This window comes from Allobosea sp. 2RAB26 (assembly GCF_052115465.1).
In the GTDB taxonomy this organism is placed as follows: Bacteria; Pseudomonadota; Alphaproteobacteria; order Rhizobiales; family Beijerinckiaceae; genus Allobosea.
Genome location: NZ_JBFRGS010000014.1, coordinates 70,443 through 88,323 on the forward strand (window position 1 = coordinate 70,443; position 17,881 = coordinate 88,323).

The window sequence follows — 17,881 nt, forward strand, 5'->3', positions numbered from 1 at the left end:
CCGTGACCATCACCCTTGTGAAACGTCCCGCAGCCGCAACAGCATCCCCACAGATCGAGGTGTTCAATCCCTACTCGGGCGCCAGAATTGGTCAGGTCGCGGTTGCCGATGAGGTCGCGGTCGCAAAGGCTCTGCAAGGCGCGCGCCGGGCGTGGCGCGAGTTCCGCTTCAGCACTCCGGCGGAACGCAAGGCCTTGCTCTACCGCCTCGCGGAGCTTCTCGCTGATGAGGCCGACGATATGGCCAAAATCATCTGCGCTGAAGTCGGCAAGACGATCGCGGAGGCCCGCAATGAGGTCCGTCGCGCCCAGAACACCCTGCGCCTGTCCGGCGATGCGGTGACCGTGCTGCATGGCGAGGTGCTGCCGACGGCAATCGTGCCCGGCGCGCCCAGCAAGTTCGCGTCCATCACCTATGAGGCCGCCGGCGTGGTCGGGGCGATCACGCCCTTCAACTATCCGCTCAACCTGCTTTGCCATAAGCTCGGTCCCGCGATCGCGGCCGGCAACGCGGTCGTTGCCAAGCCGTCACCGAAGGCGCCGCTCGCGGCGGCGCGTCTGGCCGAACTCGCTGCCAAGGCCGGCTTTCCCGCAGGCCTGTTCACCGTCGTGCATGGGGGGGCCGAGGTCGCCGCGACCATTGCCGGCGGCGATATCGACATTCTGAGCTTCACCGGCGGACCCGCAGCCGGGCTAGCGCTGAAGAACGCATCCGGCCTGGTCCGTTGCCTGATGGAGCTCGGTGGCAATGACCCGCTGATCGTCATGCCCGACGCCGATCTGGACCGCGCGGCCGACGTCGCCATTGGCCATCGTTTCGAGATCGCCGGGCAAAGCTGCGCTGCGGTGAAGCGCCTCTTCCTTCACGACTCCATTCGCGAAACCATGCTGGAGCGCATCGTCGCGAGAATCGAGGCCGTTCGCACGGGCGATCCGGCCGATGCGGACACGGTCATGGGAACCGTCATCGATGAGCAGGCCGCCATGGAGGTGGAGCGGCGCGTCAGGCAGGCGGTCACCGATGGGGCAGAGCTGCTGGCAGGCGGCGTCCGGAAGGGGACGCTCTTTGCTCCGACGCTCCTCGACGCCGTGTCGGAAGGCACCGACCTCGTGCGCTCCGAAACCTTCGGCCCGGTTCTGGCAGTCCGCCGCTTCAGCGATGTCGGCAGCGTCATCGCCGAGGTCAGTGACGGCATCTACGGCCTCCAGGCCGGCGTCTTCACCAACGATCATGCGCTGGTCAAACGCTTCTCGCGCGAACTGCGCGTCGGCGGCGTGATGATCAATGAGGGCCCCGATTTCAGGGCCGAGAACGTGCCGTTCGGCGGAATCAAGTCCAGCGGCCTGGGACGCGAGGGCATCCACATGACCTTGCGGGAAATGAGCGAGACCAAGGTCGTCATCGACTGAGGCTTCGGGAAAAGGGAATTGCACAATGATCGATAAGCAACTTCGTCAGCGCATGGCTGGCGTCTTCACCGCTCTCGTGACGCCGTTCAGGAACGGCGCGGTCGATACCCCGGCGCTCGAAGCCTTGATCAAGAAGCAGCTGGAAGCGGGTGTGGCCGGGCTTGTACCGGTCGGCACCACGGGCGAGGCCGCGACCCTGACTGACAGCGAGGCAGAGGACGTCATTCGCACCACGGTCGCAGCGGCCAAAGGCCGAGCCTTCGTGATGGCCGGCGCAGGATCCAACGCGACGAACCTGGCCATCGGGAAAGCCGTGCGGGCGCAGGCGCTGGGCGTCGACGGCCTCCTGATCGTCACGCCCTATTACAACAAGCCTTCTCAGGCCGGCCTGTTCGACCATTTCTCCGCCATTGCTGCGGCGGTGGAGATCCCGATCATGCTCTACAGCGTGCCGGGACGCACCGGAGTCGAAATCGCGCCGGAGACAGCGGCGCGCCTGGCGAAAGCCCATACCAACATCGTCGGCATCAAGGAGGCCGGCGGCAAGGTCGAGAGGATTACCGAACTGCGCCGTGCCCTCGGTGAGGAATTCGTGATCCACTCAGGCGATGATGGGCTCACCCTACCCTTCCTCGCGGTCGGCGCCGACGGCGTGACGAGCGTCGCCTCGAACCTGCTGCCCAAGGACATCGTCGCTCTGCACAAGGCCTGGGTCACTGGCGAGACAGACAAGGCCCGGCGCCTTCATGAGGCTCTGTTCGACGTGATTGGACATCTCTTCATCGAGAGCAATCCAGTACCGCTGAAGGCAGCGCTCGCCCGCACCGGGGCCATCAGCGCCGAAATCCGTGCGCCGCTCGCCCCGTTGCGCCCGGAGAGCCTTGCGTCGCTCGAGGCGAGCCTCAAGACCTACGAGACAACCGCCAACATATAAAAAAACCGGTAGGAAGCGGGGCTACTCTCGCATTGTTCGCGAGGGTGGCTCGCCTACGCTGCCGTCAATCCGGATATCGGAGCAAGGCCGAGTACATCGGCGGGGAACGGAGTTTAGACCCATGAAACAAGTCCTTCGGGCAATCTGCGCCGCCGGCCTCTCGCTGCTGGCGCTTTCGGGAACGGCCAGAGCCGAGGATACCGTGGAAGCTGTGCGCGCTCGCGGCGTTCTGCGTATCCCGGGAATTCTCAACGAGGATCCCTATTTCAACAAGGATCCGCGGACCGGCGAATGGCGCGGCTTTGCCATCGAGATGGCCAGAGACATCGCCAAGACGCTGGGCGTCAAATTGCAGGTCGTTGAATCGACCTGGCCCAATTCGATCCTGGACGTGCAGAGCGGCAAGGCTGATCTGGCCCTGGGCGTCACCGCGACGCCGCAACGGGCGCTGTCGGTCGCGTTCTCCCAGCCGACCTATTTCAACAGCTTCGTCATCGTCTCGCCCAAGCCGGAATTGTCGAAGCGGAGCTGGGCCGAGCTCAACGATCCCAAATACACTTTTGCTGTCGATCTCGGCTCCTCCCAGGATCTCATCGCGCAGCAATACCTGCCGAAGGCAAAGATGCTTCGGTTCAAGTCCCGCGATGAAGCGATCGTCGCCGTCGTCACCGGCAAGGCCGATGGCCTCGTGAACACGATGCTCAACGGCCTCGTCATGGCCAAGAAGGCCAGCGGCATCGGCAAGGTCATGGTGCCGCAGCCCGTGCTCTCCACCCCTTCGGTGGTGGCTATGAACTGGGGAACCGACGAGAAGTGGAAGGCCTTCATCTCCTCCTGGGCCGAATACAACCGCCGCATCGGCAACAACCAGACCTGGATCGTGAACAGCCTGGAGCCATTCGGCATCACGCTGGACGATATGCCCGAAGGCTTCGGCTTCGGCGGCTGAACTCCCAGGCGGCCCGCGAGGGCCGCCTCCACGGAAGGCTGGAGAGAACATGTATACGTGGAGCTTTGCCCCGATCCTCCAGGCGAGCGATCTCTTCCTGTGGGGGGCGTGGATCACCGTCGTCTATACGATCGGCTCGATCGCACTTGGCCTGATCCTCGGCCTGGCGGTCTGCTTCGCGCGGCTGTCGGGCAATGGACCGCTGAACTGGTTCGCACAGGGCTTCCAGGAGCTGTTCCGGTGCACGCCCCTGCTCGTGCAGCTGCTCTGGATCTATTACGCCTTGCCGCTGATTCTCGGGATCGACATCCCGAACTGGGCGGCTGCGATGACGACGCTGTCGCTCTATGCGGCCGCATTCTATGCCGAAGTCTTCAGGGGTGGCATCGTCTCGATCGACAAGGGGCAATCCGAAGCAGGCGCCGCGATCGGCATGTCGGGATGGCAAGTCATGCGCCGGATCGTCCTGCCGCAGGCGATCCGCAGGATGATGCCCGCCTTCATCAATCAGTCGGTCACGCAGTTCAAGAACACCTCGCTCGTATCGGTCATCTCGGTCGCCGACCTCACCTATATGGCGACCGTCGTGAACGGGCAGACCTATCGACCGCTGGAGGCCTATACGGCTGTCGCGATCCTCTATTTCGTCATCCTGTTCCCGGTCACGAAATTCGCCGACGTCGTCGAGCGCCGCATGCGCGCGGGCAATTGAGGAAAGGCGTTCCATGACCTCCAAACCTTCGTCGACCTCCAAGCCTTCGTCCGCTTCGTCCGGCTCCCTCCTGGAAGCCTCCGGCGTCACCAAGAACTTCGGGGCCCTGAAGGTGCTCCATGGCATCGACCTGGCGGTGAAAGCCGGCGAGGTCCTCTCGATCATCGGCCCTTCCGGCTCGGGAAAGTCCACCTTCATCCGCTGCATGAACATGCTGGAAAGGCCCGATGCCGGCGATATCCTCTTCCGCGGCAGGCGCGTTGGCCTGAAACATGTCGGCGATGCCCATTTCATGGGGCAGGGCGAGTTGCGGCGCCATGTCGGCATGGTGTTCCAGCACTTCAATCTGTTTCCCCACAAGACGGTTCTGGAGAACGTGATCGAAGGACCGATCATCGTGCAGCGCAAGCCGCGGGCCGAGGCCGTCGAGATCGCGATGGACTATATCGCGAAGGTCGGGCTTGCCGATAAGCGCGATGCCTGGCCGAACCAGCTTTCCGGCGGACAGAAGCAGCGCGTCGCGATCGCGCGGGCCCTGGCCATGCAGCCGGATGCCCTTCTCCTGGACGAAGTCACGAGCGCGCTCGATCCCGAGCTGGTCGGCGAGGTTCTCGGCGTCGTACGCAGCCTCGCGGATCAGGGAATGACGATGGTCATCGTCACCCATGAGATCTCCTTCGCGGCCGACGTGTCGGACCGGATCGTCTTCATGGAAGCCGGGCGCATCGCGGCGGAGGGCTCGCCGACCGATATTCTGCGCAGCCCGAGCAACGAGCGCCTGAAAGCGTTCCTGTCGCGCTTCCATGCCTGATGAACCGATGAACAGGCTTGGGGAGAAACACGGCCCGTTTTCCGTCGTGATCGTTGGCGGCGGCAGAATTGGCTCGGCGCTGGCGGTCCTGCTTCGCGAGGCCCCGGAGTTCGACGTCGTGATCGTGGATCCGACGGAGCCGGCTCGGGTAAGCGCTCGCAATCTCAATCTGCGCCTGGTGGACATCGATCCCGCCAACCCATCCAAGCTGGACAGCCTGCTGGCCCGGTCCGACGCGGTGGTGGCCGCGCTGCCATCATCCGCGACACCTCCCATAGCCGCGGCAGCCCGGCGCAGCGGCGTGCATTACCTTGATCTGAGCGATGATACGCCCGGCCTTGAGGCCGTTCGACGCGAGGCCGGGTCGGCCTCCAGCTGCTTCGTTCCGCAATGCGGTGTATCGCCAGGATTGATCTCGCCGCTGGTGCTGGACCTCTTGTCCAGGGGTGTGATGCAAGGCAGCGAGGTGAATGTCCGGATCGGCACCTTGCCACGGCATTCGACCAATCGGTTCGGCTACGGCCTCACCTGGGATGTCGATGCCCTGCTGCGCGAATATCTGCAGCCCTCGACCGCGTTGATCAACCGCAAGGTAACGCGCCTGCCTCCCCTGTCCGAGCAGGAGCAGCTCCGTCTCGACGACAGCCTCTACGAGGTCTTCGTTTCCGGAAATATCCCCCTGAGCCTGTGCACATGCCTGGAGGGGCGTGTCGACAGCCTGGTCTCCCGGACGATCCGCTATCCCGGCCATCTCGACTACATGAAGTTCCTGCTGGACGATCTGAAACTGCGGCACCGGGTGGATCAGCTGCGGAACCTCTTTCTGAACGCGCTCCCCGAGATCGACGACGACCGGCTCCTGGTCTTCATCACGGCCGTCGGCCTGCGGAACGGGCGGCGGATCGAACACCGGTTCGCGCGTCACGTCGTTCCCGCGACTGTCGGCACCGTTTCGTTGAGCGCGATGCGGCGGACTGCGGCATCCCATGTCGCCGCCGTCCTGGACCTCATTCGGGAGGGACGGCTAAGCGGCTGCGGACTGATCGCTCAGGAGGATATCCCGATTGACGCATTGCGCGCCAATCGCTTCCTCTCGTGGTTCTTCGACGGGATCACGACCGCCTCGGCCGAGCACTCGAGCATGGAAACGGCATCGTGAACAGCAATCCCACTCCCGCGCGGACAAACGGCGTGGTCGCCGATCTCGGGATCGGTGTGCTCATGCTCGACACGCAATTCCAGCGTCTGCCCGGGGATATCGGGAACGGAACGACATGGTCGTTCCCGGTCCAGTTCCGGGTTGTGCGCGGCGCGAATCCCGCTGCGGTGGTCCATGGGCAAGCCGCGGGACTGCTCGAGCCCTTCATCGCTGCAGCGCTCGATCTCGTCGCGACCGGCGTGCGCGGCATCACGACGAGCTGCGGCTTCCTGGCGCTCCTGCAGAAGGAGATGACCGCGGCGCTGCCAGTGCCGGTGGCGACCAGCAGCCTGCTCCAGGCACCGGTGATCGAGGCGATGCTTCCCGCCGGCCAACAGGTCGGCATTCTCACCTTCGCAGCGGAAGCGCTGACACGAAGGCACCTCGATGCGGTCGGTGTCAGGACGGACACGCCGATCGAGGGCCTGGCGCCGGAGAGCCTGTTTCGCCGCGTCTATGGCGGCCAGGGCGGGATTTCGGATTTCGCTACGCTCGAGCGGGAGGTCGTCGATGCAGCGCTGGCGCTCGTGGCCAGGCACCCCAATGTGGGGGCGATCCTGTGCGAATGCACCAATCTGCCGCCTCATGCCGCTGCGATTGCGGAGGCGACCGGACGACCGGTCTTCGACATCATCGGCTTCATCGACTGGTTCGCGCGCAGCTTGACGCCTCCAAGATATGTGCGGCGCTGAACTCCGGGCTCCGTCCCAGTCTGCGCTGGCGCATTCCGTCTTGACGCCCCCTCCATTTCTCCCTTGAATCGCCAGCTGGGGGCGTTGCAGGGCGGGTCATGCTGCGCGCTATTATTCTCTTCGTTGCGGCGCTGGCGCTCTCGGCGCCCGCCTACGCCTACGACAATACGGTCAGCCGCGGGCTTGCCGACTTCCTCAACATCTTCAGCGAACAGGCGATCCCGCGCCAAATCGTGCCTTGGCGCGGGCAATATGCGCCCGGCACGATCGTCATTTCGACGAGCCAGCGGAGGCTTTTCTACGTGCTCGGGAATGGGCAGGCGATCCGCTATGGCGTCGGCGTCGGACGGCAGGGCTTTAGCTGGTCGGGGACCAAGATCGTCACGAGAAAGCGCGAGTGGCCGGATTGGCGGCCTCCCGCGCAGATGCTGAAACGCCGGCCCGATCTGCCGCGCTACATGCCGGGCGGCATCGACAATCCCCTGGGCGCACGCGCGCTCTATCTCGGATCAAGCCTGTATCGCATCCATGGCTCCAATGAGCCCAACACGATTGGGGCAGCCGTGTCGTCGGGTTGCATCCGGATGACCAATCGCGACGTTGTCGACCTCTACGATCGCGTCATGACTGGTACCAAGGTCGTCGTGCTGCGGTGACGGGAAGCCCCCGGATCACAGCATCATGAGCCCCGCATGCTACGCGAGAGCCGCGGGCCGCGCAGGCTACAGTCGCAATCCGCCATCGACCGCGATCTCGGCGCCGTTGATATAGGCCCCCTCGTCGCGGCACAGCAGCAGCGCCACTCCGGCGCAGTCGCGTGGTGAGCCAATCCGCCCAAGCGGGACGCGCTCCAGGACCGCCGCCTCATAGACCGGGTCGGCCAGCACGGCGCGGTTGCGATCGGTCAGGATCGCGCCCGGCTTGATCACATTGAAGGTGACGTCCGGCGCCCGGACGGTGCGCGCGAGATTCAGGATCACGCTGGTCTGGGCCGCCTTGGTGGCGGCATAGTAAAGGCAATCGGCATTGGGCCTGGCCTCCTGGACGCTGCCGATCGCGATCACCCGGCCAAAGCCGCCCGTGATCATGCCGGGCAGGAAGGCCTGGATCAGGCGGACCGTGGCGTGGAGATTGACTTCGCTCTGCACCGCCAGGGCACGATCACTGACAGCGTCCCACCGCTCCCTGATCTCGACCGAAGCACACAGCACCAGGATGTCGGGAACGAGGCCCTGAGCATTCAGGTCATCACGCATTCGCCCAGGCATTGCCGGGTCCGCAAGATCCGCGATCAGGCCGCTCGCCTTCAGCCCGGTCGCATGCAGCGGCAAGAGGGCCGCCTCGTTTGCGGCCGCATCGCGATCATGCAGCACGGCATGCGCACCGGCCCGGGCCAGTTCCGATGCCACGGCCAGGCCAATCCCCCGCGCCGCGCCGGTGACCAGGGCGACGCGCCCATGAAGCCCTGCCATCCGCCTAGCCGAGCAGCGGGCGAACGCGCTTCACCGCGTCGTCCATGGCCTGTTGCGGCGGCTTGATGCCGAGCACTGCGGCCTGCGTCTCCTCGATGAAGATATCATGGGCGCGCGCCTGCTCGTCGAAAGCCGGCAGGTGAATGCGAGAGGCTTTGAGCGCTGCCGCCTCGTCGGCCGCATAAGGCATTGCTGCAATCAGCGCCGGATCGGCATAGGTCGAGATCCGGACCGGGCCGTTGCCATTCAGGGCCATCGCTTTGGTGCCGGCTTTCGACGAGAGAGCCCGGATGAGATCCCAGGACAGCGGCTTCTGCCTGCTGTTCTTCGGGATCACCAGCGACCAGAACTCGACTGTCGGCGCAAACGCGACCTTGCCGACAAGGTCGGAGGCCATCGGCGGCAGCAGCGACTTGAAGCGCCCGCCATACTTGCCCTTGGCCGGATCGTTATAGGTCACCAGCCGGGCGAAGGGGTTGATCGTCATTGCCGCCCTGCCCTGCTGCATCCAGGTGGTGATCTCCTCGTTGTTGACGGTCGCGAAATTGCGCGGCAGCGCGCCCGCCTTGTAGAGATCGGCAAGCACCGTCAGGGCCTTCACCATTGGCGCCTCTGCCGCCACGAGCTTGCCGTCGCTGGTCATGTAGTCGCCACCAAGACAGCGGGCGAGGGTCAGGAAATTGGAGGCAAAGACCGCTGTGAAGGCGAGGCCGTTGACCTGCGTGCCGTCCTCGCGCTTGAAGGTCAGCTTGCGCGCCACCTCGATCAGTTCCTCGAAGGTGGCCGGCAGTTTGGTGATGCCGCGTTCTTCCAGCAGCGCCTCGTTATAGATCAGCGCATTGGTGGCGTGGCGAACCGGTATACCGTGCAGGGCGCCGTCGACCTTCAACGGCTCGACCAGTCCCGGCGCGAAATCGGCGAAATCCTCGACCGGCGCATCCTTCAGCAAGGCATCCAGCGGCTCGAACAGCTTGAGATTGCGCGGTACGGCGCGGCCATTGAGCAGGTAGGCGAGATCGATTGAGGTCTCGGTCAGCGTCACCTCGCGCAAGAGGCGCTCATGGATGGCGTTGACATCGCCGAAGGTGACCCAGTTGACCGCCGCGCCTGCCTGCTTGCGCCAGGCTTCGGTGGCATCGCCGCCCGGGCCCATCGTGGCCGAGGTCTGATGGACACGGTGCCCGAGTGCGGTCACCGTCCGGGCCTGAGCCATGGCGCCTGTCGGCAAGGCCAGCGACGCGGCCGCTCCGCTGGCGAGCAGTCCGAAGCGGCGGCGCGAAAGAGTGCGATTGTCCATGGCGTTCCTCCCGATGGTGCTCCGCGCTGTGCCGCGCGATTGTCAGAGATGGTTCAGGCCGGCAGCAGGGGCTGCACGCGCTTGACGAGCGAGGACATGGCCTCCTCCGGCGTCTTCATGCCCAGCACGGCGGCTTCGGCCTCTTCCTTGAACAGGTCGCCGGCACGAGCCGCCTCGTCGAAGGCCGGCAGCGGCACACGGGCGACCTTGAGCACCTTCAGCTCTTCCGCCGCATAGGGAACGGTGTTGGCGAAGCCGGCATCGGCATAGGTCGAGGCGCGCACCGGGCCATTGCCGTTGAGGGCAGCCTTCAGGGTCGCATCCTTCGCGGTCATCGCCTTGATGAAGCTCCAGGCGAGATCCTTGCGCTTCGCGTTCTTCGGGATGACCATGCCCCAGAACTCGACCTTGGCTGGCGCAGCGTCATATTTTCCGGCCAGCGTCTTCGAGGCGGGGACGGCGACCGTTCTGATCTTGCCGGGAAATTTCGACTTCTGCGGGTCGTTGTAGATGCGATTGCGGCCCATGCTCTGCAGGCTCATCGCGGCACGCCCGGTCTGCATCCAGACATTGACGTCCTCGGGCGAGAGCGTCGCGAAATTGCGCGGGAAGGCACCGGCCTCGAACAGGGCGCGCAGGAGCTTGATGGCGTTCAGCATCGGCGGCTGGTCGGCGACGCATTTGAAGTCAGACGTGATGAAGTCGCCGTCCCAGGCGCGAGCGATATCGATCACGTTCGGGTAGGTGACGCCGGGCATGCACAGGCCCACCACCGCGGTGCCGTCGCTGCGGCGATAGGTGCAGGCCCTGGCGATCTCGACCAGTTCCTCGATCGAGGCCGGCGGCTTCGAAAAGCCCTTCTCGGCCAGCAATTCCTCGTTGTAATGCAGCCCCGACGAGGCATGGCGGAACGGAACCGCGAGCTGCTTGCCGCCGACCTTCATGCCTTCCATCAACCCGGGGAAGATGTCAGCCGGATCCTCCAGGGGATCGCGGCTCATGTAGCCATCGAGCGGCTCGAACAGGTTGGCGGCGCGTGGGATCACCTGCGTGTTCAGCACGAAGCCGACATCGACGGTGCTTTCGGAGAGGCTTGCCTCGCGAAACAGCCGCTCCTGCAACGGTCCGGTATCAAAGGTCGTCCACTGGATCGTGGCACCATTCTTCTGCGCCCAATCCTTCGTGATGTCGCCGCCTTGTGCACCGGTCGCGACGGTCTGCATCACCCGGTGCGCAAAGACGTTGAAAGGGCCGCCCTGCTGCGCGAAGGCCGGAGCGGCGCCGGCAAAGCTCAGGCCGATGAAGCCGCCCAGGAGCTGCCTACGGTCCAACCCTGTTCCTGCCGTCATGATTATCCTCCCCGAGTGTCGCGAGTTCCGCGATGGCGGCTTCAGCCGCTTCGAAATGCTTGTTCATGGCCATTTCCGCCGCCTCGGCGTCGCCGGCGCGGATCGCTTCGACAACGCGGACATGGCGCTCATAGGTCTTGCGCCAATCGGCCTGCGTGCGGGCGCTGCGCGAATTGAAGATCTCCATCACTTCACGGATCACCGGACGAAGGCCCTGGATCTGGAGATCAAGCAGCCGGTTGCCGGCGGAGGCGGCAATCGCCTCGTGAAAATCGAGATCGGCCTCGATCCAGCGCGGCACGTCGCCGAGCGACGCCTCCATGCGCACGAGGATGCCAGTCAGGCGCTCGATATCGGCGGGCGAGCGACGCTCGGCGCTATAACGCGCGATCGGCGGCTCGAGGATGCGGCGCAGTTCGACAGCCTCGGTGAGCCCGGTCTTGCTGCCTCTCACGGCGAAGCGAAAGAAGCGATCGAGCGGAGCGGCATCGAGCGCCTGGACACGCGTGACCTTGCCCTGCTGGATGTTGACGACGCCCATGGCTGCGAGCTGGCGGATCGCCTCGCGCGCGATCGGTTTGCTGACTCCGAAAGATGCGGCAAGGCGCGCCTCGGATGGAAGCGCGTCGCCGGGCTTCAGCCTGCCATCATGGATTGCCTGGGTGATGCGCGCGATCAACGCATCGCCCAGCCGCGTCGGCACGACATCGGAGGCGCCGAACGGGTCGCTGTCGATCTCGGGCAGTGTCGCGGCTTCGGTCATTCGCATCCTCCACTTTGATGATTGACAGATACAGAGCAGGTTTGCAACTGATCAACCTATCAGTTAGGTTGATCAGCCTTCCCGCAAACCAGGGACCGATACCAGATGACCGGCCGCAGCATCGCCAGGATCGAGTCCCATCCCCTGCGGGCGACCCTTGAGAAGACGCAACGCACCTCGCAAGGTGACTATCCCGCGATCGAGCTCGTTGTCGTCGAGGTCACGACCAGCGACGGCATCAGCGGCTACGGCGAGGCGCTCGCGCGCCGCGGAGCCGCCGGCTATGCGCGCCTGATCGACGATGCGCTGAGCCCGCGGCTGATCGGCAAGGATCCCGCAGACCGGCGGGCCCTGTGGAAGTTGATGCGCCATGCCCTCTCCGGGCGGCCTGGCGGGCAACTGGTCGAAGCGATATCCGCGATCGACATCGCTCTCTGGGATATTGCCGGCAAAGCCGCCGGCGCACCGATCCACAAGCTGCTCGGCGGCATGGGGCGGCTCCGCGTGCCGGCCTATGCCTCATCGATCAACTGGCTCGACGATGCGACGGTGGAAGCAGAGGTCGCAGCGGCGCTGACGGCCGGGTTCCGCGAGATCAAGGTCAAGCTCGGCCATCCCCTGAAAGACGCGATCGCGCGCGCCAAATTCATCCGCAAGCTCGCCGGGGACGATATCGCCCTCTATGTCGACGCCAACTGGGCCTATGACGTCGACGACGCCATGATCGTCGGGCGGGCGCTGGCCGATCTCGGCTACGGCTTCTTCGAGGAGCCGATCGCGCCGCATGACCGCGCAGGCTATGCGCGCCTCGCCCAACACTTGCCGATCCGGCTCGCGGCGGGCGAGAGCGACTATGTCGCCAGCGAGGCCCTCATGATGCTGCAGGACCGCTCGCTCGGCCTGATCCAGCCAGACGTCACACGCTCGGGCGGCATCACCGAGACCTGGCGCATCGCTGAACTCGCCGCGAGTTTCAACACGGCCTATGCCCCCCATGTCGGCTGGTCCGGCGCAATCTGCGTTGCCGCCAGCCTGCAGCTTGCCGCCGCGGCCGAAAGCCTGCGGACCTTCGAGTGCATGGTCTACGCCAATCCGCTGCGGGACAGCTTCACCACACCGGTCGTCGGCGAAGGGCATCAGCTCGTCGACGGTATGCTCGACGTGCCGCAAGGTCCCGGCCTCGGCATCGAAATCGACCGCGAGATGCTCGCGCGCCACCGTATCGCCTGAGCATCATGGCCAGTCGCACGCCCCTCTCTGCCCTCGCCCTCGTCAGCCCGGTCCAGCTGATGGTCGGCGGTATCATCTTCCTGCCGGCGATCTATGTGTTCTGGCTCAGCCTGAACCAATCCTCCTTCGGTCAGGCAGCCAGCTTCGTCGGCCTCGCCAACTACGCCAAGGTGCTCGGCGACCCGTATTTCTGGCGGGCGTTGATCAACACGGTCATCGTCGTCGCCGTCGTCGTGCATGTCGAGCTGCTGCTCGGCCTGCTCATGGCGCTGTTCTTCGCCTCCGGGGTGCCCTTCCGGGCGCTCCTGCTCGCCATCGTGCTTGCGCCCTACGCGGTCAGCGAGGTCTCGGCGGTGGTGATGTGGCGCTATCTGTTCGAGCCCGATGTCGGGATGATGAGCCAGGCGCTCGCCTGGTTCGGCCTGCCACCGATCGAATGGGCGGTGAAGCCGTCGCATGGCCTTTTCATGGTCTCGCTGCTCTCGATCTGGCTGCACCTGCCATTCAGCTTCATCATCATCTACGCCGCAAGGCTCTCCGTCCCCGACGAGCTCTACGAGGCGGGCGCCATCGATGGCGCGACCGGTTGGACCGCATTCCGCCGCATCACCTTGCCGCTCCTGATGCCCGCGCTGCTGATCGCCGCCCTGTTCCGCTACATCTTCGCCTTCCGGCTGTTCTCCGAGGTCTGGCTGATGACCGGCGGAGGTCCCGCCCGGACCACCGAGGTGATGGCCGTCTATCTCTATCTCGAGGCGTTCCGGTACAACTCCTTCGGTGCCGCGGCTGCGACCGGCTGGTTGCTGGTGCTCGCCTCGCTCCTGCTTGCGCTGTTCTACCTGCGCTCTCTCTACCGGGAGATGTTCAGAAAAAATGCGTAAGCGCTCATTCCCCCTTGCGGTCCTGAAGGGCTTCGGCGTTCTCGCGATCGCCGCCTGGTCGATCCTGCCGATCGCGCTGATCGTGATGTCGTCCTTCAAGTCGGACCGGGACATCTTCTCGTTGACGTCGCGGTTCAGCTTCACGCCGACGCTCGCCAATTACGAGCTGCTCTGGAGCCGCTGGGGCGACTTCTTCCACGGGCTCTGGAACAGTTTCCTGGTTACGTCCGGAGCGACCGTGCTTGCCGTCACGGTTTCACTGCTCGCCGGCTTCGCCTATTCCCGTCACGCCAGCAGGGGCCTGCAGGCCAGCGCCTTCTTCCTGATCTTCATTCGCCTGATCCCGCCGATCGTGATCACGCTGCCGCTCTTTCCGGTGGTCAACTGGCTCGGGCTCAACGACACGCATCTCATCCTGATCGTGCTCTACGCCACCTTCTTCGTCTCGCTCGGCACCATCGTGATGCGCACGTTCATCGACCAGATCCCGCGTGAACTCGACGAGGCGGCGATGATCGACGGGGCCTCGCAGTTCCAGATCATCAGGCGCGTCATCTTCCCGCTGGCCGCGCAAGGCATGCTGGCGGTCGCGGTCTTCGTCATCGTCTACGCTTGGAACGAATTCCTCTTCGCCTTCATCTTCACCACGACCAAGGCCAAGACCGCGCCGCTGGTCGTCGCCGAGATGATCGGCGCGGTCGAGGGCGTCGAATGGGGCGTGCTCTTCGCCGCCTCTGCCGTCCAGCTGCTGCCGGTGCTCGCCTTCGTCATCCTCATGCAGAAGCACCTCGTCGCCGGCCTGACCGCCGGCGCGGTGAAGGGGTAAGCCCAATGACCGCGACCAGCTCCCAACTCGACGACATGCGCCGTGCGATCCGCGAGGCGGATCCGCAACTCAGCCGCTTCGATCCCTTGCCTCGCATCATCTGCCTCGACGATTTCGACCGCGGCATGTGCGGCTGGACCCAGCTCGTCGGCAATTACGAGGACACGCTGGACGCCATGCTGCCGGGCTATGCCCAGCATTCGCACGCCATGCTCTCGACGCTGCCAAACTGGGATTTCGGTTCGCATGGCGGCGTCGACGGCTCCTATGCGCTGAAGATCGCGACACGGCCGAAGAAGGGCGCGCAGAACGTCGCAATCAAGCGCCTGACCTTCCGCAAACCCGGACCGATTCGTCTCGAGGCCTATTTCAGCTTCAAGCCGGAAGCGACGGAACTGCAGCTATCCGAAACCGACATCCGCTCGTTCGGCTTCCTTTACGATCTCCAGGTCGGCGACCAGCATGGCGCCGGCGGCGAGCGCGTGATGCCGCATCTGCGCTTTCTCAATGCGCTCGACGGCGAGCATGTCCAGAAATGGCAGTTCAAGCGCCGCACCACGCCGATCAAGCCGATCGGCTCCGCCGGCAAGACGATCTCGCATTACCATCTCTCGCCGGACGACTGGGAGGACCTGCCGGGCGGCGAGCAGCGGCTCTGCTACAACGAGATTCCGACCAAGGTGAACTGGCACTATCTGCGCTTCGACTTCGATCTGGCGACGATGCGCGCCACCGGCTTCCAGGTGAACGACCGCAGCTTCGACATGAGCAGCTATGAGTCGATCCGCATCCCGGCCATGAAGAACCTCTGGTGCATGCTCAATCTCGGCTTCTTCGCCGAAACCGACTCCGACAAGCGCGCCTTCGCCTATCTCGATTCCGTTTGCCTGTCGGGAGATTTCTGATGCTGCCCGAGAACCTCACCGCCATCGTCGCCCGCAACGAAACCTGGACGGGCGAGGCCGCAACCGAGCCCTACGAGGCCGGCTGGGCCAAGGAAGCCATCATCTTCGTGCGGGCCCTCAAGCCACCGAAGGGTGCGCTGCCGCGGGCCCGCATCGAGATTTCGGCCGACGGGCTGCATTGGGCCCCGGAAGGTTCGCTCTTCGATCTGCCTGCGCGCGAGAACGCCGTGACCTTCCAGCGGCTCGCGCATTTCGGGAACTTCCTGCGTGTTGCGGTCTCGCTGCCGGCGGGAGCGGAAATCACCGTGCTGGTGAGCCTGCACCTAAAAGCGTGACGCACCGACAGTCACCAGAGCCTGCGATCCGCGGGATAGGCATCAATCCGGCCAACGCCTGAGATAGGCTGCCCGACGGCTTCGGCGTTCCTCCAGCGGCGTGGCGATGATCTCATTGCTGCGCAGGGCGGCGCCAAGCTCGGCGGCCAGTCGATCGGCGACGATATTCTCCTGGCCTGGGTGAAGGTTACAGGGGTCGAGATAGAAGAATCCGTGCTCGACCTCGTGATCGCGCACAATAACCGGCGGCTCCCCGCGTGCGAGCGCATCGGCGAGGTCCCAGGCCGTGATATGGGCGGCCTGCGGTTCGACCGAGAGCTTGATCCTGTCGAGCGGGTTGTCGGTCGGATCAGGCTCAATCTCGACACGGATCCCCGGCCTCTCGGCCAGTCGTTCGCGCCACAGCGCAAGCGCGGCCTGTTCGCGCTCCCGGATGCCGGCATGGTCGCGCGTCTCCCATGCTTCCAGGGCAGCGATGGTGCCGACGATGCTCTCCTTGCCGACTTTCATGCCGCGGCCGATGCCGCCGTTCTGAAGAAATGCCGCGCGCACGAGGTCCTTGCGACCGGCGACGATTCCGGCTGTCGGGCCACCGAGAAACTTGTGAGCCGAATACAGCGCAATGTCCGCGCCTGCGGCCAGGAAGCGCTGGAGGTCGTATTCCGAAGCGGCATCGACGATGACCGGCACCCCCCTTGCCCGGCAAATGGCGGCGAACTCCTCGAGCGGGAGCTGCCCATAGCTGACCGTATGATGGGACACGACATAGACCGCAGCGGCGGTCCGTTCCGAGATCGCTCCGGCCAGTTGATAGGGCCGTACGCTCGTGGCCTGCCCGACCGGCACTACCCTGGCGCCAGCGAGCGCAATGCCTTGTTCGACGGGAGCGCCGTAGCTCACCATATGCCCGGTCATGATCAGGACTTCGTCCTTCAGGCCCGTCGTGTCCGGCAGTCGTTCGACGGCATAGAGGTCACTGCCCGTCATCGCCCCGGCCACGGCAAGCGTGATGCCAGCCGAGCAGGAAGCCGTGACGAATCCAGCCTCGGCTCCGCACAATCTGGCGATGACGCCGCTGGCGACCTTCTGAAGTTCGTCGACTTCGACGAATTGCGGCATGACCCCAGCCATCGCCTCGATGGCCTGCGGCACGATGATCGAGGCGCCGAGCCCCGTCATCGTTCCCGACACATTGATGATCGCACGGAGACCGAGCGCCTTTCGGGTATCGGGCTTGTTCATGGCGTTCCTCCGGAAGCATGGTTACGGTAAGGGGTCCGCGGAATCGCGTGACGGAGAGCTGGCAGATGAAGGACAGTGAGATGGGCGTGGCGTCCGCGCCCTCCGCCACTGGGCCGCGGCGCACGCGGGTCAGCGGAATCGAGCGATCGGTCCAGATCCTTGACTATCTCCAGGAGACGGCGCGGCCGGCGACCGGATACGATATCGCCCGCGCGGTCGGAGCGCCGCTGTCCACGGTCTATTCGATCGTCGAGGAACTGGTCGCCAGGGACCTGCTTTCGAGCAATGGCAGCGTGGTCTGGCTCGGCCCCAAACTCTATCACTACGGCCTCGCCTACGCGCGCGATCTTGAGATCATCACGGTCGCCACCCACGAGATGCATGTGCTCTCTCGCGAGGTCGGTGAGACAGTCCAGATCTGCGGCCGTGACGGCGACATGATGGTGGTGGAGGCGATGGCCGAGGGGCCCGGCCACTTCAAGGTCACATCGCGGATCGGAACCCGGGTGCCCCTGAACTGGACCGCCTCGGGCCGGCTTCTGGTCGCCCATCTCGATTTTCAGGACCGGGTGGCGCTGTTCCGGCGCTGCGCCAAGGCCTCGCCAACGGGGCGGGCAACGGTCGACCCGGTCGCGCTCGCCGAGCAATCCGACGAAGCGCTGTCCGCCGGCATCGCCGTGCAGGCTGGCGAATCCGACTATGCCGTGGCCTGCGTCGCGGCACCGGTGCGCAACAATTCCGGAGATTGCGTGATCACCATCTCGATCGTGCTGCCGGAATTCAAGGTCCAGGAGGAGCCCTCCCGCTTCGCCGATGCAGTCCGGAGCGCGGCACAGCGCATCGAAGCAAGCCTTGGCTGGCAATTCAGGCAGTAGC

19 protein-coding genes are annotated in these 17,881 nt (G+C 64.9%); 14 read left to right on the forward strand and 5 right to left on the reverse strand.

The features are described from left to right. Positions 1-2 precede the first annotated feature (2 nt). From AB4118_RS24150 to AB4118_RS24185, 8 genes are all read left to right on the forward strand, one after another. Positions 3-1,409 carry an aldehyde dehydrogenase family protein gene (locus AB4118_RS24150; protein WP_441492120.1) on the forward strand — a complete coding sequence of 469 codons (1,407 nt, stop codon included), beginning with the start codon at positions 3-5 and terminating at the stop codon, positions 1,407-1,409. Positions 1,410-1,434: 25 nt separating this feature from the next. After that, on the forward strand, positions 1,435-2,343 hold the full coding sequence (gene dapA, locus AB4118_RS24155; protein WP_441492121.1) for a 4-hydroxy-tetrahydrodipicolinate synthase: 909 nt from the start codon (positions 1,435-1,437) through the stop codon (positions 2,341-2,343). A 121-nt stretch (positions 2,344-2,464) separates the two neighbouring features. Further along, the gene (locus tag AB4118_RS24160) at positions 2,465-3,292 is read left to right on the forward strand and encodes a transporter substrate-binding domain-containing protein (RefSeq protein ID WP_441492122.1); all 828 of its coding nucleotides are present in this window, start codon (positions 2,465-2,467) and stop codon (positions 3,290-3,292) included. A gap of 49 nt (positions 3,293-3,341) precedes the next feature. Continuing rightward, on the forward strand, positions 3,342-4,004 hold the full coding sequence (locus tag AB4118_RS24165; protein ID WP_441492123.1) for an amino acid ABC transporter permease: 663 nt from the start codon (positions 3,342-3,344) through the stop codon (positions 4,002-4,004). A 13-nt stretch (positions 4,005-4,017) separates the two neighbouring features. Beyond that, positions 4,018-4,815: an amino acid ABC transporter ATP-binding protein gene (locus AB4118_RS24170; RefSeq protein WP_441492124.1), complete on the forward strand. Its 798-nt coding sequence runs from the start codon at positions 4,018-4,020 to the stop codon at positions 4,813-4,815. Between the two features lie 7 nt (positions 4,816-4,822). Next, the gene (locus AB4118_RS24175) at positions 4,823-5,974 is read left to right on the forward strand and encodes a saccharopine dehydrogenase family protein (protein ID WP_441492125.1); all 1,152 of its coding nucleotides are present in this window, start codon (positions 4,823-4,825) and stop codon (positions 5,972-5,974) included. After that, entirely contained in the window at positions 5,971-6,705 is a 735-nt protein-coding gene (locus AB4118_RS24180; protein ID WP_441492126.1) for an aspartate/glutamate racemase family protein, read from the forward strand. The genes AB4118_RS24175 and AB4118_RS24180 overlap by 4 nt, the downstream gene beginning before the upstream one ends. A gap of 98 nt (positions 6,706-6,803) precedes the next feature. Beyond that, a complete protein-coding gene (locus tag AB4118_RS24185) occupies positions 6,804-7,361 on the forward strand; it encodes a L,D-transpeptidase (protein WP_441492127.1) in 558 nt (185 codons plus the stop codon). Positions 7,362-7,427: 66 nt separating this feature from the next. On the opposite strand, the gene AB4118_RS24190 is transcribed toward AB4118_RS24185, so the two are convergent. From AB4118_RS24190 to AB4118_RS24205, 4 genes are read right to left on the reverse strand one after another with little or no spacing between them, the layout of a single operon-like run. Next, a complete protein-coding gene (locus AB4118_RS24190; RefSeq protein ID WP_441492128.1) occupies positions 7,428-8,177 on the reverse strand; it encodes an SDR family NAD(P)-dependent oxidoreductase in 750 nt (249 codons plus the stop codon). A gap of 4 nt (positions 8,178-8,181) precedes the next feature. Then, positions 8,182-9,474, reverse strand: a complete 1,293-nt coding sequence (locus AB4118_RS24195) for an ABC transporter substrate-binding protein (RefSeq protein ID WP_441492129.1) — start codon at positions 9,472-9,474, stop codon at positions 8,182-8,184. Between the two features lie 53 nt (positions 9,475-9,527). Next, on the reverse strand, positions 9,528-10,823 hold the full coding sequence (locus tag AB4118_RS24200) for an ABC transporter substrate-binding protein (RefSeq protein WP_441492130.1): 1,296 nt from the start codon (positions 10,821-10,823) through the stop codon (positions 9,528-9,530). Continuing rightward, the gene (locus AB4118_RS24205; RefSeq protein ID WP_441492131.1) at positions 10,795-11,586 is read right to left on the reverse strand and encodes a FadR/GntR family transcriptional regulator; all 792 of its coding nucleotides are present in this window, start codon (positions 11,584-11,586) and stop codon (positions 10,795-10,797) included. Before AB4118_RS24205 ends, AB4118_RS24200 begins: the two co-directional genes overlap by 29 nt. A 105-nt stretch (positions 11,587-11,691) precedes the next feature. Here AB4118_RS24205 and AB4118_RS24210 point away from each other — a divergent pair, with 105 nt between their 5' ends. From AB4118_RS24210 to AB4118_RS24230, 5 genes are read left to right on the forward strand one after another with little or no spacing between them, the layout of a single operon-like run. Next, the gene (locus AB4118_RS24210) at positions 11,692-12,816 is read left to right on the forward strand and encodes a mandelate racemase/muconate lactonizing enzyme family protein (RefSeq protein ID WP_441492132.1); all 1,125 of its coding nucleotides are present in this window, start codon (positions 11,692-11,694) and stop codon (positions 12,814-12,816) included. A gap of 5 nt (positions 12,817-12,821) precedes the next feature. Beyond that, complete coding sequence (locus AB4118_RS24215; protein ID WP_441492133.1) at positions 12,822-13,697, forward strand: carbohydrate ABC transporter permease; 876 nt, start codon at positions 12,822-12,824, stop codon at positions 13,695-13,697. Then, positions 13,690-14,523, forward strand: a complete 834-nt coding sequence (locus AB4118_RS24220) for a carbohydrate ABC transporter permease (protein ID WP_441492134.1) — start codon at positions 13,690-13,692, stop codon at positions 14,521-14,523. Before AB4118_RS24215 ends, AB4118_RS24220 begins: the two co-directional genes overlap by 8 nt. 35 nt (positions 14,524-14,558) lie before the next feature. Continuing rightward, the gene (locus AB4118_RS24225) at positions 14,559-15,428 is read left to right on the forward strand and encodes a DUF6772 family protein (RefSeq protein WP_441492212.1); all 870 of its coding nucleotides are present in this window, start codon (positions 14,559-14,561) and stop codon (positions 15,426-15,428) included. Next, positions 15,428-15,763 (forward strand): hypothetical protein, encoded by a 336-nt coding sequence (locus tag AB4118_RS24230; protein WP_441492135.1) that lies wholly within the window; start codon positions 15,428-15,430, stop codon positions 15,761-15,763. Before AB4118_RS24225 ends, AB4118_RS24230 begins: the two co-directional genes overlap by 1 nt. Before the next feature lie 42 nt (positions 15,764-15,805). On the opposite strand, the gene AB4118_RS24235 is transcribed toward AB4118_RS24230, so the two are convergent. Continuing rightward, a complete protein-coding gene (locus AB4118_RS24235) occupies positions 15,806-17,005 on the reverse strand; it encodes an aminotransferase class V-fold PLP-dependent enzyme (protein WP_441492136.1) in 1,200 nt (399 codons plus the stop codon). A gap of 65 nt (positions 17,006-17,070) precedes the next feature. Here AB4118_RS24235 and AB4118_RS24240 point away from each other — a divergent pair, with 65 nt between their 5' ends. Beyond that, positions 17,071-17,880, forward strand: coding sequence for an IclR family transcriptional regulator (locus AB4118_RS24240; RefSeq protein WP_441492137.1), 810 nt, complete (start codon positions 17,071-17,073; stop codon positions 17,878-17,880). Position 17,881 lies beyond the last annotated feature (1 nt).

Bases quoted from the DNA above. Each gene is read 5' to 3' on its own strand.
- AB4118_RS24200 (WP_441492130.1), bottom strand. From the start codon at position 10,823: ATGACGGCAGGAACAGGGTTGGACCGTAGGCAGCTCCTGGGCGGCTTC.
- AB4118_RS24225 (WP_441492212.1), top strand. From the start codon at position 14,559: ATGCGCCGTGCGATCCGCGAGGCGGATCCGCAACTCAGCCGCTTCGAT.
- AB4118_RS24165 (WP_441492123.1), top strand. From the start codon at position 3,342: ATGTATACGTGGAGCTTTGCCCCGATCCTCCAGGCGAGCGATCTCTTC.
- AB4118_RS24160 (WP_441492122.1), top strand. From the start codon at position 2,465: ATGAAACAAGTCCTTCGGGCAATCTGCGCCGCCGGCCTCTCGCTGCTG.
- AB4118_RS24210 (WP_441492132.1), top strand. From the start codon at position 11,692: ATGACCGGCCGCAGCATCGCCAGGATCGAGTCCCATCCCCTGCGGGCG.
- AB4118_RS24235 (WP_441492136.1), bottom strand. From the start codon at position 17,005: ATGAACAAGCCCGATACCCGAAAGGCGCTCGGTCTCCGTGCGATCATC.
- AB4118_RS24185 (WP_441492127.1), top strand. From the start codon at position 6,804: ATGCTGCGCGCTATTATTCTCTTCGTTGCGGCGCTGGCGCTCTCGGCG.
- AB4118_RS24230 (WP_441492135.1), top strand. From the start codon at position 15,428: ATGCTGCCCGAGAACCTCACCGCCATCGTCGCCCGCAACGAAACCTGG.
- AB4118_RS24195 (WP_441492129.1), bottom strand. From the start codon at position 9,474: ATGGACAATCGCACTCTTTCGCGCCGCCGCTTCGGACTGCTCGCCAGC.
- AB4118_RS24240 (WP_441492137.1), top strand. From the start codon at position 17,071: ATGAAGGACAGTGAGATGGGCGTGGCGTCCGCGCCCTCCGCCACTGGG.
- AB4118_RS24170 (WP_441492124.1), top strand. From the start codon at position 4,018: ATGACCTCCAAACCTTCGTCGACCTCCAAGCCTTCGTCCGCTTCGTCC.
- AB4118_RS24215 (WP_441492133.1), top strand. From the start codon at position 12,822: ATGGCCAGTCGCACGCCCCTCTCTGCCCTCGCCCTCGTCAGCCCGGTC.
- AB4118_RS24205 (WP_441492131.1), bottom strand. From the start codon at position 11,586: ATGACCGAAGCCGCGACACTGCCCGAGATCGACAGCGACCCGTTCGGC.
- AB4118_RS24175 (WP_441492125.1), top strand. From the start codon at position 4,823: ATGAACAGGCTTGGGGAGAAACACGGCCCGTTTTCCGTCGTGATCGTT.
- dapA (WP_441492121.1), top strand. From the start codon at position 1,435: ATGATCGATAAGCAACTTCGTCAGCGCATGGCTGGCGTCTTCACCGCT.
- AB4118_RS24190 (WP_441492128.1), bottom strand. From the start codon at position 8,177: ATGGCAGGGCTTCATGGGCGCGTCGCCCTGGTCACCGGCGCGGCGCGG.
- AB4118_RS24220 (WP_441492134.1), top strand. From the start codon at position 13,690: ATGCGTAAGCGCTCATTCCCCCTTGCGGTCCTGAAGGGCTTCGGCGTT.